The organism is Micromonospora sp. C28ISP2-4, from assembly GCF_030519385.1.
In the GTDB taxonomy this organism is placed as follows: Bacteria; Actinomycetota; Actinomycetes; order Mycobacteriales; family Micromonosporaceae; genus Micromonospora; species Micromonospora tulbaghiae.
On record NZ_JAUMKG010000005.1, the window covers coordinates 64145 to 77401 of the forward strand.

13 protein-coding genes and 1 pseudogene are annotated in these 13257 nt (G+C 69.5%); 10 read left to right on the forward strand and 4 right to left on the reverse strand.

Annotation, left to right across the window (positions count from 1 at the left end; translation table 11 throughout):
• Window positions 1–165: 165 nt before the first annotated feature.
• The 5 genes from Q3W68_RS19180 (at window position 166) to Q3W68_RS19200 (ending at window position 5005) form a co-directional block, all read left to right on the forward strand.
• A complete protein-coding gene (locus Q3W68_RS19180; RefSeq protein WP_302906746.1) occupies window positions 166–387 on the forward strand; it encodes an MbtH family NRPS accessory protein in 222 nt (73 codons plus the stop codon).
• Window positions 388–437: 50 nt separating this feature from the next.
• Window positions 438–2276, forward strand: coding sequence for a non-ribosomal peptide synthetase (locus tag Q3W68_RS19185; RefSeq protein ID WP_302906747.1), 1839 nt, complete (start codon window positions 438–440; stop codon window positions 2274–2276).
• A gap of 70 nt (window positions 2277–2346) precedes the next feature.
• Window positions 2347–3516 carry a cytochrome P450 gene (locus Q3W68_RS19190; protein ID WP_302906748.1) on the forward strand — a complete coding sequence of 390 codons (1170 nt, stop codon included), beginning with the start codon at window positions 2347–2349 and terminating at the stop codon, window positions 3514–3516.
• Between the two features lie 17 nt (window positions 3517–3533).
• Entirely contained in the window at window positions 3534–4268 is a 735-nt protein-coding gene (locus Q3W68_RS19195) for a thioesterase II family protein (RefSeq protein WP_302906749.1), read from the forward strand.
• A 2-nt stretch (window positions 4269–4270) separates the two neighbouring features.
• Entirely contained in the window at window positions 4271–5005 is a 735-nt protein-coding gene (locus Q3W68_RS19200) for a thioesterase II family protein (RefSeq protein WP_302906750.1), read from the forward strand.
• Window positions 5006–5033: 28 nt separating this feature from the next.
• Here the strand turns inward: Q3W68_RS19200 and Q3W68_RS19205 are convergent, their stop codons facing one another.
• Together Q3W68_RS19205 and panD are read right to left on the reverse strand one after the other, a co-directional pair.
• A complete protein-coding gene (locus tag Q3W68_RS19205) occupies window positions 5034–5858 on the reverse strand; it encodes a response regulator transcription factor (protein ID WP_302906751.1) in 825 nt (274 codons plus the stop codon).
• Between the two features lie 152 nt (window positions 5859–6010).
• Window positions 6011–6427 (reverse strand): aspartate 1-decarboxylase, encoded by a 417-nt coding sequence (panD, locus tag Q3W68_RS19210; protein WP_302906752.1) that lies wholly within the window; start codon window positions 6425–6427, stop codon window positions 6011–6013.
• Window positions 6428–7595: 1168 nt separating this feature from the next.
• Between panD and Q3W68_RS28355 the strand changes: the two are divergent.
• Together Q3W68_RS28355 and Q3W68_RS19215 are read left to right on the forward strand one after the other, a co-directional pair.
• Window positions 7596–7721, forward strand: a pseudogene (locus Q3W68_RS28355) (class I SAM-dependent methyltransferase); the annotation flags it as partial.
• Window positions 7722–7749: 28 nt separating this feature from the next.
• Window positions 7750–8073, forward strand: a complete 324-nt coding sequence (locus tag Q3W68_RS19215; protein ID WP_302907141.1) for a class I SAM-dependent methyltransferase — start codon at window positions 7750–7752, stop codon at window positions 8071–8073.
• A gap of 906 nt (window positions 8074–8979) precedes the next feature.
• Here Q3W68_RS19215 and Q3W68_RS19220 read toward each other — a convergent pair.
• Window positions 8980–9852, reverse strand: coding sequence for an SDR family NAD(P)-dependent oxidoreductase (locus Q3W68_RS19220; RefSeq protein ID WP_302906753.1), 873 nt, complete (start codon window positions 9850–9852; stop codon window positions 8980–8982).
• A 432-nt stretch (window positions 9853–10284) separates the two neighbouring features.
• Between Q3W68_RS19220 and Q3W68_RS19225 the strand changes: the two genes are divergently transcribed.
• A complete protein-coding gene (locus tag Q3W68_RS19225) occupies window positions 10285–10485 on the forward strand; it encodes a hypothetical protein (protein ID WP_302906754.1) in 201 nt (66 codons plus the stop codon).
• Window positions 10486–10552: 67 nt separating this feature from the next.
• Here Q3W68_RS19225 and Q3W68_RS19230 read toward each other — a convergent pair whose 3' ends face one another.
• Complete coding sequence (locus Q3W68_RS19230; RefSeq protein ID WP_184684906.1) at window positions 10553–11218, reverse strand: TetR/AcrR family transcriptional regulator; 666 nt, start codon at window positions 11216–11218, stop codon at window positions 10553–10555.
• An 88-nt stretch (window positions 11219–11306) separates the two neighbouring features.
• Here Q3W68_RS19230 and Q3W68_RS19235 point away from each other — a divergent pair, with 88 nt between their 5' ends.
• Together Q3W68_RS19235 and Q3W68_RS19240 are read left to right on the forward strand one after the other, a co-directional pair.
• The gene (locus Q3W68_RS19235; RefSeq protein ID WP_302906755.1) at window positions 11307–12455 is read left to right on the forward strand and encodes an acyl-CoA dehydrogenase family protein; all 1149 of its coding nucleotides are present in this window, start codon (window positions 11307–11309) and stop codon (window positions 12453–12455) included.
• A gap of 14 nt (window positions 12456–12469) precedes the next feature.
• The gene (locus Q3W68_RS19240) at window positions 12470–13228 is read left to right on the forward strand and encodes an SDR family NAD(P)-dependent oxidoreductase (RefSeq protein ID WP_302906756.1); all 759 of its coding nucleotides are present in this window, start codon (window positions 12470–12472) and stop codon (window positions 13226–13228) included.
• Window positions 13229–13257: the final 29 nt, after the last annotated feature.

A 13257-nucleotide genomic window follows, 5' to 3' on the forward strand; every position in this document is an offset into this window, starting at 1 on the left:
GACACTCACGATCACTGTGCTGTCACCGGAAGAAGGGACAGGGCCGCCGCGTGGCGCGTCTGTACCGTCGTCCGCACGGCATGGTTTCCGCGGCCGGCCACGATTCCGGCGGGGCTGTCGGTACCGGTCGGTCAGTACCGGTCTTCGAGCTGAGGAGTCGGCGGCATGAATCTGTTCGACAACCCCGATGGAAGGTTCTCGGTGCTCGTCAACGAGGAGGAGCAGTTCTCCCTCTGGCCCGCGACGCTTTCCGTGCCGGCGGGCTGGACCGTCGTCCACGGCGAGGACTCCCGCCAGGCGTGCGTCGACTACATCGAGCGGCACTGGACCGACCTGCGACCGCGCAGCGCGCGGCACGACCCCGCCACGATCTCCGCCGGCCGGTGATCGCACACCCTCCCGGCCGACGGGCATGAGTCAGGAGTGATAGATCCTTGATGGACATCGAGCAGTCACTGACCATGCGACGGTGCGTTCACGAACTGGTGGCGGAGCAGGCCGCCCGGACGCCCGACGCGGTCGCGGTCTCCTACCGCGGCCGGACGATGACCTACCGCGAGCTCGACAGCGCCTCGGATGAACTGGCCGGGCGCGTCCGCGACGCCGGGGTCCGCGGCGGCGCGGTCGTCGCCGTCGTACTCCATCGGTCGCCGGAACTGATCGTGACCCTGACGGCGGTGCTCAAGGCGGGTGGCGCGTACCTCTATCTGGACCCGGCCGACCTGGCGGAGCAACGGGCCCGCATCGTCCGGGACTCGGGGGCGCGGTTCGCGGTCGTCACCGGCGGCGGCCCCCAGGAGCAGGCGCCCGAGGTGCCGGTCGTGTTGCGGTACGAGGATGCCCGTGCCGGCCGGGCCGAACCGGTCCACGCGCCGGAAGTCGGACCTGATACCCCCGCCTATGTCTGCTACACATCGGGATCGACCGGCGAGCCGAAGGGCGTCGTGGTTCCCCACCGGGCGATCCACCGGCTGATCGACGACCCGAGCTGGATCAGCGTGCGGGACGACGACGTGTTCCTCCAGTTGACCAGGGTCGGCTTCGACGTCTCGACGTTCGAGATCTGGATGCCGCTGGTCAAGGGGAACCGGCTGGCGCTCGCCCCGCCGGGGTTCGCCGACCTGGCCGAGATCGGCGAGCTGATCCGCGCGGAGAAGGTCAGCGTGCTGTGGCTGACCACCGGGCTGTTCCACAAGATGGTCACCCACCAGCTCGACAACCTCGCCGGGGTCCGGCACCTCCTGGCGGGCGGCGACGTCCTGTCGCCGGCACACGTCCAGCGCGTGCTCGCCAGGTACCCGCGCCTGATCTTCACCAACGGCTACGGTCCCACCGAGAACACCACGTTCACCACGTGCTGGACCCCCGTCGGCAGCGCCGGCGACCTGCCACGGGTGCCGATCGGAACGCCGATCGACGGCACCACCGTCGCGGTCCTCAACGACGCGATGCAGCCGGTGCCGCCCGGCGAGGTCGGCGAGCTCTGGGTCGGCGGCGACGGCGTCGCCACCGGCTACCTGAACAAGCCGGGCACCACGGCCGAGTCGTTCGTGGCGGATCTCGACCCGGCGCGTCCCGGTGGGCGGATGTACCGGACCGGGGACCTGGTCCGGTGGATCGACGACGGGACACTCGACTTCCTCGGCCGGGTGGACCGGCAGGTCAAGATTCGTGGCTACCGCGTCGAGCCGAGCACCGTGGAGATGGAGTTGCTCCGGCAACCCGGCGTCGAGCAGGCCGCCGCGCTGGCACACACCGACGGCGCCGGCGACTCCCGACTGGTCGCCTACGTCGCGGTGGGCCAGATGCCGAAGGCCCACTGGAACGCGTTCAGCACCGCGCTGCGGGAGCAGCTACGGGAAACCCTGCCGGCCCACCTGGTGCCGTGGGCGATCATCGTGCTGCCGGACATCCCGTTGAACGGCAACGGCAAGGTCAACCGGTCGGTACTGCCGCGTGCGAAGGTCCCGCGCAACGTGTCCAACGACTACGTGGGCCCGACCGATCCAACCGAGCGGAGGCTCGCCGAAATCTGGAGCGACGCTCTGATGGTCGAGCCGGTCGGGATCCACGACAACTTCTTCGACCTGGATGGGCATTCGCTGCTGGCCGCCGAACTGCTCGTGGCGCTGCAGGAGGAGTTCGACGTCGAGCTGCCGGCCCGCACCCTGTTCCTGCGCCCGACCATTGCCGATCTCGCCGAAGAACTACGTCGGCAGATCGGTGACCACCCGACTGAACCGTTGGAGGCGGCGGCTGATGCGAGAGCGCGATAGCCAGACCATGAACGGGAGTCCTGCATCCCGGTGCCCGGTGACCTCGGCTGCGATGGCCGTCGAGGATCCCGTGCTGTACAGCGACGGGGACTACCGTGCGGTCTGGGAGGAGATGCGTGGCCTCGACGGCCTCGCCTGGCGGCAGGTGGACGACCGGCGGGGCTTCTGGTCGGTGGTCACGTTCGACGACGCCCACCGGGTCCTGCACGACCCGGAGACGTTCACCTCGGAGCGCGGCACGATGCTGTGCATGCTCGGCGTGGAGGACCCGGCGGGCGGCCGGCAACTGCCCGCCACCGATCCGCCCCGGCACACGATCATGCGGGGCTCCCTGCAGAAGGCGCTCGCGATCCGGCCGATCGAGCGCCAGCAGGAGATGATCCGTGGCCTTGTGCTCGAGGTGCTCGAACCGCTCGCCGACGGCGGCACCTTCGACTTCGCCGAGGCGATGCTGTTCCTGCCGGTGGCGGTCGGGGGAGTGGCCATGGGGTTGCCGCGCGCGGACTGGCCCCGGCTGGTGACGCTCCTCACCGCGTCGAGTTCGCCGGAGGACCCCGACTACCTGCTGCCGGGTGGGACCCAGACGACGCTGGACAACGCGCACCGCGAACTGTTCGCCTACTTCCAGGACATCTCCCACGAGCGACGCAAGAACCTCGGTGACGACCTGATCAGCGTGCTGATCCGGACCGAGATCGACGGACGCCCGATGTCGCCTGGCGAGGTGATGTCCAACTGCTACAGCGTGTTGCTCGGTGCGGCCGTCACCACCCCGCATTCGCCAACCTACGTGCTCGCCGAGCACATGGGTGACGGCCTGTTGGACGAGTGGGCGGCCGACCTGAGCGTCACGCCGACCGCCGTGGAGGAGGCGCTGCGGCTCGCGTCGCCGGTCAGCCACTTCATGCGGTACGCGGTCAACGACACCGAGATCAGGGGCACGAAGATCAAGGCGGGTGACGCCGTCGCGGTCTGGTTCGGCGCGGTCAACCGGGACGCCAAGGCATTCCCGGACCCGATGACGTTCCAGTTGCGGCGCCGGCCGAACCGGCACGTCGCATTCGGTCTCGGGCCGCACTACTGCGTCGGTCACAACGTCGCGCGCGTCACCCTCCGGATCCTGTTCGACGAGCTGCTCCGCAGGTTCACCGCGTTCGAGCCGGCGGGTGACCGGGCCCGGCTGCGCTCGAACTTCATCTCCGGGTACAAGCACCTACCCATCGTCGCCAGGCCACGTTGACCCCTGGAGTGCTGCCGATGCCCAATCAACGGAACCAGTGGTTGCCCCGGGAACCGTCCGCCGGGGTGTCCGGGCGGGTGTTCCTCATCCCCTACTCGGGGTGCGGTGCCAGCATGTACCGCAGATGGCCCCCGCAGCACGATGGGGTCGACCTGCTACCGGTGGAACTACCCGGTCACGAGACCCGTCTGGCGGAGCCCAACTTCGAGACCTACCAGGAGTTGGCGAAGCTGATGGTCGCCGGTCTCGAGCCGTATCTCGACCTGCCGTACGCCTTCTTCGGGCACTGCGGTTCGGCGCTGGCCGCCTACGAGGTGTCGTCGGAGATCATCCGGGCCGGGCTGCCGCAGCCCGCCCGGGTCTACATCTCCTCGCAGGTGGCGCCCCAGGACGGTCCGTTCGGCCGCTTCCTGCAGATGACCGACGAGGAACTCGCCGAGGAGCTAGCCACGCTGAGCCGGCAACTCGGCGCGGAGCCGAATCCGGCCCTCATCTCCTTCTACGTAGAGGTGCTGCGGGAGGACGTGGAGACCAACAAGCGTTACGTGGTGCCCGATCCGTTCCGGCTCACCTGCCCGATCACCGCGATCGGATGGACCGAGGACGTGGAGATACGCCACGACACCATGGGTGGGTGGGCGTCCTGCGGCGAGACGACCTTCGAGTTGCTGCCCGGCCCTCACCACAGGTTCATCGAGGCGCCGCCGGACCTGCTCCGGGTACTGTGCGACGGCCTGGGCCGCGCGGGCTGACCGTGGACGAACTCCGCTGGCTCAAGGGACTGGGCAGGCGCGAGGACGCCGGGATCATGCTGCTTTGCTTCCACTACGCCGGGGGCAGCGTGTCGATGTTCCGGAACTGGACGCACCTGCTGCCGCCCTCCATCGAACCGGTCGCGGTGCAACTGCCCGGGCGGGCGGACCGGTTCATGGAGACGCCCCACACCAGCATGACGACGCTCGTGGACGAGCTGATCGAGGTGCTGGAACCGATGCTGGACCGGCCCTTCGCGTGTTTCGGCGCCAGCATGGGCGCGCGGGTCTCCCGGGCCCTCGCGCACGCGCTCCGTGACCGTCGGCTCCCCCTGCCGAGGAAGCTCTACGTGTCGAGCAGCACCGCTCCCGTTCTCGAAGAGGTGGTCCGGGGATGGAACGAGAGCGACGAGGAACTCGTCACCTACATGAGAGAGCTGGGTGGAACGCCGCCGGAGGTGTTCGACGACGACGATCTCCTTTCGGCGTTATTGCCCATCCTGCGTGCGGACCTGACGGTCCTCGCCACTCACGCGTACCGTCCGTCACCACCGCTGAACGTCCCCGTCCACGCCTTCGCCGGCCGGGACGACGTCGAGGCGTCTCCGAACCTGATGGCGCCGTGGAGCGAGGAGACGGTGGCGGGTTTCCACCTGGACGTCCTCGACACCGGCCACTTCCTCAACGAGCTCGGCCTTCAGCGGGTGATCGACGTGATCTCACGCGACCTGGGCTGACGGACGGCGACTCGGGCGTCGGTTGACCTCACGCCGCTGGGCGTCCGCGCCGGCCGTCGAGGGAAGCACGTCCCGGGCCCACCTGGTCCGGCCTTCCCGCCGGCGAGCCGGACGCGGTCGCCGTGCGACGCAGCAGGGCGACCCGGGTCAGTTCCGCCTTGTTGCCCACCCCGAGTTTCGCCCGGATGCGCTTGACGTAGGTGTCCACCGTGTGCGGACTGATCCCCAGGCGCGTCGCGATCTGCCCGTGCGTCAGGCCGCGCGAGATCTTCGACAGCACCTGCTGCTCCCGCTCCGAGAGCTCGCCCCCGACCGGTTCGGCGTGTTCCCCGGTCCCGGCGCCCTCGCCATCCCGCCGGGCGGTCGTCTCGCATCCGTACGTGACCGCCCGTACCACGGCGACGAGGCGGTCGGCGGGCTCGCGCTTGTAGATCACACCGACGGCTCCGGCCTCGCGGTACATCCGGTGCTTGGCCGCCGTCACCGTCGCCGTGTCGTGGAGCAGAAGGACCACGGTGAGCCGGGCGATGTCGGCGACATGCGACAGGTCCCGGTCCGACCGCAGCACGTCGGTATCTATCAGGACAGCGTCGGCGGACCACAGGATCTCGGAGTCGGACAGGGTCTTCGCCACGGACGCCGCGATTCCGGCGATCGCGAGGCCCTCGACCAGGTCGGCGCGATACGCCGGTGAGCTGACGAGAACTTGGACCTGGGTCACGCTTTCCCCCGAATTCAATGTGAGCAGACGTGCGGCACTGCGGAAACTCGCAGAAATGTTTCTAGGGAGTGGCAGCTCGTGGCGGAGCGGCTCTAGATGCAACAGCCTGCCATCGGGGGTGCGGATTCGCATTCGCTGGTCGTGAAAAATCCAGATTCTACGTGCGGCGATTACCTCAGTCGATGGGCGGTAATTATTATGATGACCGGGCGTGGCCGTTCTAGCGAGGTGTCGCGGCTGCCGCCGGCCGCCGGCGCGCCCCGCGGGACCATCGACGAGACGGGTCACCGGGCGACGACATCACCGCGTACAGTCCCGGTGCCCGGCACGGGTGCGGCGAGGTCCGCGCCGGTCCCGAGCGCCCGGTTGTCCTGGTCCACGAAGACCACCCGCGCCTGGTGGTGCGCGATCTCGGCTTCCGAGAACACCCCGTAGGCAATGATGATCACGATGTCACCAGGGGCGATGAGCCGCGCGGCCGCGCCGTTGATACCGACCACACCGCTGCCGGGCGGGCCTTCGATGACGTACGTGGAGAGCCGGTTGCCGTTGTTGATGTCGACGATGTCGACCCGCTCACCGGGCAGGAGGTCGGCGGCCGTCATGAGGTCCCGACAGAGCGTCAACGACCCGACGTAGTGCAGATCGGCCTGGGTGACCGTGGCGCGGTGAATCTTCGATTTCAGCATGGTGCGCTGCATGGTGACCCTTCCGCTGGAATCAGCTGCGGTGAGAGAGGCGTCGGCGGGATCCTTGCGGAGATGGGCCGGGCCGCGTTGGATGGACCGGCGCCGCGCCATCGGAATGCGGCGGATAAATCGCAGGAATCCTAAGCAGGTCAGCCAACCGGCCCCGTCCAAGTATCGCCGATCCTGCCATGGTCCACAAGGCTTCAGGAATCGACGGACGACAAGTCCACAATAGGTTCGTCATCGGACGCAATCATTACCCCGGGAACCAGCGGGCAGGCCGAGGTTGCCGTGTTCGGCGCCGGGTAGGCCGCGTTGCGGGAAACACGGCCAGAGCCGGTGTACGGCAGGGGCGCCCGCCGGTGTCATCGGGGGGCCAACGGGTAGCAGACGAAGATGACGCCGGCCAGCAGAGCCTTGACCGCCGGCGGGGCTGATGCGTCAGCGCTGAAGACCGAGGGGATCGTGGACCGGCTCGGGCAGCTACCGGCGAATCGACTGGTCGAGGGCGGTGGTCGACTCGCGCCGCACCGTCACTGCCAACCGCTACCGCCGTTACAGGCTGAACGAGCTGCAGTATGGCCGGGCGGCAAGTCTTGTTGACCCGCGTACTTGGCCCGTGCGCCTGTCCGTCTGTCCTGAGCAGAGCCAGTGACAGCATGATCACGACGATTCCGAGGCCCTCCAGGAGGGCAGGCAGCTGAAGAAGCAGGTCCTCCGGGCCGGACGAGAAGGCGGCTACGTGTCGCGGCTGTCCGCAGTCGCAGCGTAGATCCACGGGCACACCACTGATCGCCACGCTTGTCGCAGGTGGCCGATTTCACCCTGCAGCCCGCACTCGTCGACCGGAATCTCGCCGGTGCGCTGATCGATCGTGCGGCAGGCGATGCCGGTGCTGATCGTCCTGAGCAGGATCTTGCGTAGACCCGGGCCGACGGGGTGTTAGCCAGGTGCAACAACGCGGCGATGGCGTCGTTGACGACGCGCCAGCGCACATCGGGCCGGGCCGCCCTCAGCGTGGCACGCAGATCGAAGTGACGATCATGCGCTCCCACAGGGGGCGCGGAGGCGTATACGGTGCCGGTGCGATGGTCGAGCACCGCGCCGAACGAGACGCCCGCGAGGCTCTCCGGCGGCAGGGCGTCGCTTTGCCTGGACCGGCCATACCCTGGAGGTCGCCATCGGCACCGGGCGGGACCTGCCGTACTACCCACAGGAGGTGAGGCTCACCGGGGTGGAGCTGAGCCCCAGGATGCTGGAGATCGCGCGACAGCGAGCCACCGACCTGGGCCGGGAGGCGGATCTGCGGCTCGGCACCGCCCACCGCCCACCGCCTGGATTTTCCCGACTCCAGCTTCGACACCGTCGTCTGCACGCTCTCGCTCTGCGCGATCCCGGACGACCGACGCGTCGTCCTGGAGATGGTCCGCGTCCTCCGCCCGGACGGCCTGCTTCTCCTGGCCGACAACGTCATCGGCGCCACCCGCCCGGTACGCGCGCTACAGCACCTCATCGAACTGGTCAGCATTCCCAGGGCCGGCGAGCACTTCCGCCGACGCCCCCTGCACCACGTGCAGGCGGCAGGCCTGCGGATCGAACAGCATCAGCGCTTCGCCCGCGGTGTGATCGAACGCCTCGCCGCCCGCAGGGCCGCTTGACGCTGCGGATCTCGTCCCGCCGACGTCTGCTTGATCAGCTGATGTCAGCCTCGACGAGCATGACTTGACGGTTGCGCCGGAGTCGTATCGCACGTCGGCGAGCAGCCGGCGTTGCTCCTCGCTCTTCGGCGTGCCCAAAGAGGTCACCGACCAGCTAGACCTGGGTTATCCGCAAGGTTTTGTCGATCCTCATCGGCGGCGAGGCAATGGTTCGTGTGGCCCCACCGACAGGTACCCCCATGCCTGCGGCAGGCGGTCCCGATGGATGGGGCTCGTCGTTCTCTTGGCGGCAGGAGACCTCGATGGTAGGGCGGCGGGCGCGGTCGGACCCTGGCGACGTCCTGTCGGTCTGCCCCCCGTTTACCCCCCGAAAACCCCCACCTGTAGTTGACAACCAGTGACAAGAGGCGATCAATCTCTGACCGTGTCTGTGCAGCTCAGCGCTTATTTCTGACGACCAATGACAAGGTCGGGATAGCTACGGACGGTAACAAGGGGTCGTCGGTTCGAATCCGGCCGTCCCGACAAAGAAAGAGCCCTGACCAGCGGGAACACTGGTCAGGGCTCTGGTTTTCTTCGATGGAGATTTGAACCGCCCCCCGTTTGCGCGGTGCGGCAACCAAGTTCGTCATCGGTGTGCATAGTTCTCTCCTGGCGACGATCCTTCGTTGCTCCGGTGGCTGCCGAGCCGTTTGAGGATGCCGGACACGTCTGGGGCTTCTACCGGCTGGGCGATGTAGTAGGTGTCGGTGACCTCGGCGCGGGCCTGGCGCCGTCGAGGCCTCGATGGTGGCGTCGTCGAGCAGCTCGTGCAGCGCGTCGACCGTCGCCGAGGACGGCCCGTCGCTGGCAGCGAGGATGCGCTCGATCAGCGTTTCGGTGGCCATGACCATCAGGGTACGGCGATCAGAACGCGCGAACCGCGGGCGGCATGCCTGGGAAGTCCGCCGACTCGCTCACCGACGCCCACTTCTCGACGTCGTCGAGCGCTGCACGGTAGACGCGGGTGAGGTTGCGAACCGCCTCGGTGCCGAGCGGGAGCCGGAGCGGCGCGTCGGGTGTTTCGAGCATGTCCCGGATCACCCGGGCGGCTCGTGCCGGGTCGCCCTCCTGGATGCCGTCGGCTCCCTCCATGTTCGCGCGCACGGCACCGGTGACCCCGTCGTAGATCGCGCTCTGCCGCGCGGTGTTGAGCACGTCCGCGGCGTTGAACGCGGTGCGGAAGCGACTGGGCTCGACGATGAGGACGCGGATGCCGAACGGTGCGACCTCGCCCGCCAGCGCCTCCGACCAGCCCTCGAGCGCGAACTTGCCGGCTGAGTAGCTGCCGACGGCGGGAAACGACATCCGCCCGCCCTGGCTGCTCATCTGCACGATCGCACCAGAGCCACGTTCCCTCAGGTGGGGCAGCACGGCACGCACATAGGCGGCCGGGCCGAACAGGTGCTGCTCGAGCATGGCCCGCAGAGCAGCGTCCGTGATCTCTTCGGCGGCGCCGACCTGTCCGGCGCCTGCATTGTTGACGAGCACGTCGACGCGCCCGAACACCTCCAGCGCCCGCTGCACGACCCCGGCCGCTCCGGCCGTGTCGCGCACATCGTGCTCGACGGCGAGGAGCGCATCCCCGTACCGCGCCTTGAGCCCGTCGAAGCGGTCGGCCCGTCGCGCGGTCCCGATCACGTGCTCGCCAGCCTGGAGTGCCGCCTCGGCGAGCCCCAGACCGAGGCCTGAACTCGCGCCCGTGATGATCCATGTTCTCGTCTCGGCTGTCGTGGTCACGGCCCCGACGCTAAAGCTTCGAGCGCGCTCGAAAGCAAGCCGCGCTCAGGCTCCGGAGGCGACGAGGGGTCTCGCCCGCTTGATCCTCTGCGCGACGATCTCGGTTTCGACGCGGTGCACGCCGGGGAGCGCGCCGTACCGGTGCAGGTGAGCGCCGTGGGCGAGGCGTCGTGATAGCGCATTCTCTGTGGCGACCACTTGCACGGATACGAAGAGGTCACCGTGCCGCCCCACCGACAGACCCCATGCCTGCGACCAGCGTGTAGCGAACGGTAGGGCGCACCGTTCCCTTGGTGGCGGGTGTTCTGCTGATGGGGTAGCGGGGCGCGGTGGACTGGCGACGCTCTGACCAGCCTGTGCCGCATCCGCGAGATCGGTGAGGCGCCCGCCCCGCACAGCCGCCCGCGCGCGCTCGCCCAGTGGGCGCTCGCGGTGCTGGACCTGGTCAACGGGCGGCACGAGGCGGCCACCACCGCGCTCGCCCTCCTCGACCAGGGGGCGAGCAGCACCGCCAGCCCGTCCCGGCGGGCGCTCTCCGCGCGCGGCAGCGCCGACGCCGAACGCGGATTCCGCACGTTGTGCACCGCGATGGTCTGCCCGCAGGAGGGGGCACCCCACGCTTCGTCGAGATAGATGTCGGTTCGTGCGAGATCCATCGCGCCCATCACGGCGGTCGAAAACTAGCGCTGCAAGTTTTACTCTAGTGCCCCGGATCGGCTGGCGGGAGGGGTGGTAACGGCCCGACGTGCTCCTCATAGGTGCGGGAGAGCCCATGGATGAGCGCGTCGAGGCCGAGCGCGAAGGCGCCCTCGTCCACCCGTTGCTGATGCTCGGCCAGCCGGTGCGCCTGGGTCAGGTGCGGATACCGCTCCCCGTACAACCCCGGGTCCTCGACGAAGCCACGGGCGAACGATCCGAGCGCGGAGCCCGCCACGAAGTAGCGCATCAGCGCGCCGATGTGCGTCGCGCGCGCGGGCGGCCAGCCGGCAGCGACGAGCCCGCCGTAGACCGCGTCGGCCATCGCCAGCGCCGCCGGCCGCCGGCCCGGCCCGCGGGCCAGGTACGGCACGATGTTCGGGTGCGCGGCCAGTGCCGCCCGATACGAGTGCCCCCACCGGCGCAGCGCCTCGCGCCAGTCGAGGCGCCCGAAGAAGGAGACGTCCACCTGGGCGGTCACGCTGTCGGCCACCGCGTCGAGAATGTCGTCCTTGGTGGCGAAGTGGTTGTAGAGCGAGGGCCCGCGTACGCCGAGTTCGGCAGCGAGCCGGCGGGTGGAGAACGCCTCCAGCCCGTCCGCGTCGATCAGCGCGGCGGCGGCATCGACGATCCGCTGCCGGCTGAGCAACGCCTGCCTCGGCCGGGGCATCCGCGTCTCCCTCGCTCACTCGTCGGTCCGCAACTCTGCCACAGCCGGGTCTGGACGTGCTTAAACTTGCAGCGCTAGTTTATGCCGCATGGACCTTCAGCTCTCCGCGGAGCAGGCGGCGGTTCGTCAGCTCGCCGCCGAGTTCGTCGATCGTGAGGTGGTTCCGCACGCCGCGGCGTGGGACCGGCGTGAGTCGGTCGACCCGGAGATCGTGGACAAGCTCGGCCGGCTGGGCTTCCTCGGGCTGACCATCTCCGAGGAAGACGGCGGGTCCGGCGGCGACCACCTCTCCTACTGCCTGGTGCTGGAAGAGCTCGGCCGGGGCGACTCCGCCGTCCGGGGCATCGTCTCGGTGTCGCTCGGGCTGGTCGCCAAGGCCATCGCCGCGTACGGGTCCGCCGCGCAGCGGGCCGAGTGGCTGCCCCGGCTCTGCGCCGGCACCGCGCTCGGCTGCTTCGCCCTGACCGAACCGGACAGTGGCTCGGACGCGGCCGCGCTGACCACCCGGGCGACCCGCGACGGCGGCGACTGGCTGATCACCGGCGCGAAGACGTTCATCACCAACGGCACCGTGGCCGACGTGGTCCTGCTCTTCGCCCGCACCGGCGGACCCGGACACCGGGGCATCAGCGCGTTCCTGGTGCCCACCGACGTCGCCGGGCTCACCCGGAGGGAGATCCACGGCAAGCTCGGGCTGCGCGGGCAGGCAACCGGTGAGCTGCGCTTCGACGCCGTCCGGGTGCCCGACTCGGCGCGCCTCGGCCCGGCCGGCGGCGGGTTCCGGCTGGCCCTGGCCACCCTGGCCAAGGGCCGGATGTCGGTGGCCGCCGGCTGCGTCGGCATCGCCCAGGGCTGCCTCGACGCGGCGGTCGGCTACGCCGGGCAGCGCACCCAGTTCGGCAAGCCGATCGCCGGGCACCAGCTGGTGCAGCAGTTGCTCGCCGCCATTGCCGTGGACACCGCCGCCGCCCGGCTGCTGGTGTGGCGGGTGGCCGACCTCGTGGACCGGGGCGAGCCGTTCGCCACCGAGGCCTCGATGGCCAAGCTCTTCGCCAGCGAGGCAGCGGTCCGGGCGGCCAACAACGCCGTCCAGGTCTTCGGCGGGTACGGCTACATCGACGAGTACCCGGTCGGCAAGTACCTGCGCGACGCCCGGGTCGCCACCCTCTACGAGGGCACCAGCCAGATCCAGCAGCTGCTCATCGGGCGCGCGCTCACCGGCGTCAACGCCTTCTAGCAAAGGGGAGAACCGTGACCAGATTCGCCGACCGGGTGGCCGTCGTCACCGGCGCCGGGCAGGGCATCGGCGCGGCGACCGCGCACCGGCTGGCCACCGAGGGCGCCGCCGTCGCCGTGGTCGACCTCGACGAGGAGCGCAGCCGAGCGGTCGCCGACGAGATCACCGCGGCCGGCGGCCGGGCCGTCGGCATCGGCTGCGACGTGACCGACCCCGCGGCGGTGGCCGCGATGAGCGACCGGGTGGTGCAGGCGTACGGCGGATTGCACGTGCTGGTGAACAACGCCGGTATCACCCGCGACGACCTGCTGTTCAAGATGCCCCTGCCACACTGGGAGGCGGTGCTGACCACCAACCTGACCAGCATGTTCCTCTGCTGCCAGGCCGCCCAACAGCACATGGTCGCGGCCCGCTACGGCCGGATCGTCAACCTCAGCAGCCGCTCCGCCCTCGGCAACCGGGGCCAGGTCAACTACGCGGCGGCCAAGGCGGGGGTGCAGGGCCTGACGGCCACCCTCGCCATCGAACTCGGCCCGTACAACGTCACGGTCAACGCCGTCGCCCCGGGCTACGTGGCCACCGCGATGACCGCCGCCACCGCGCAGCGGGTCGGCAGCAGCCCGGAGGAGCATCAGCGGACGGTCGCCGAGCACACCCCGCTGCGCCGGGTCGCCCAGCCGACCGAGATCGCTTCGGTGATCGCCTTCCTGGCCAGCGACGACGCGTCGTACGTCAGCGGACAGACCCTGTACGTCAACGGCGGCGCGCGCTGAGGCGCGCCGGCGGACCAGCACCCGGAGGG

Excerpts from the sequence above, each read along its gene's own strand:
- Q3W68_RS19180 (WP_302906746.1), top strand. The coding sequence starts at position 166 with ATGAATCTGTTCGACAACCCCGATGGAAGGTTCTCGGTGCTCGTCAAC.
- Q3W68_RS19185 (WP_302906747.1), top strand. The coding sequence starts at position 438 with ATGGACATCGAGCAGTCACTGACCATGCGACGGTGCGTTCACGAACTG.
- Q3W68_RS19195 (WP_302906749.1), top strand. The coding sequence starts at position 3,534 with ATGCCCAATCAACGGAACCAGTGGTTGCCCCGGGAACCGTCCGCCGGG.
- Q3W68_RS19205 (WP_302906751.1), bottom strand. The coding sequence starts at position 5,858 with ATGCGAATCCGCACCCCCGATGGCAGGCTGTTGCATCTAGAGCCGCTC.
- panD (WP_302906752.1), bottom strand. The coding sequence starts at position 6,427 with ATGCAGCGCACCATGCTGAAATCGAAGATTCACCGCGCCACGGTCACC.
- Q3W68_RS19230 (WP_184684906.1), bottom strand. The coding sequence starts at position 11,218 with ATGCCCCGGCCGAGGCAGGCGTTGCTCAGCCGGCAGCGGATCGTCGAT.
- Q3W68_RS19235 (WP_302906755.1), top strand. The coding sequence starts at position 11,307 with ATGGACCTTCAGCTCTCCGCGGAGCAGGCGGCGGTTCGTCAGCTCGCC.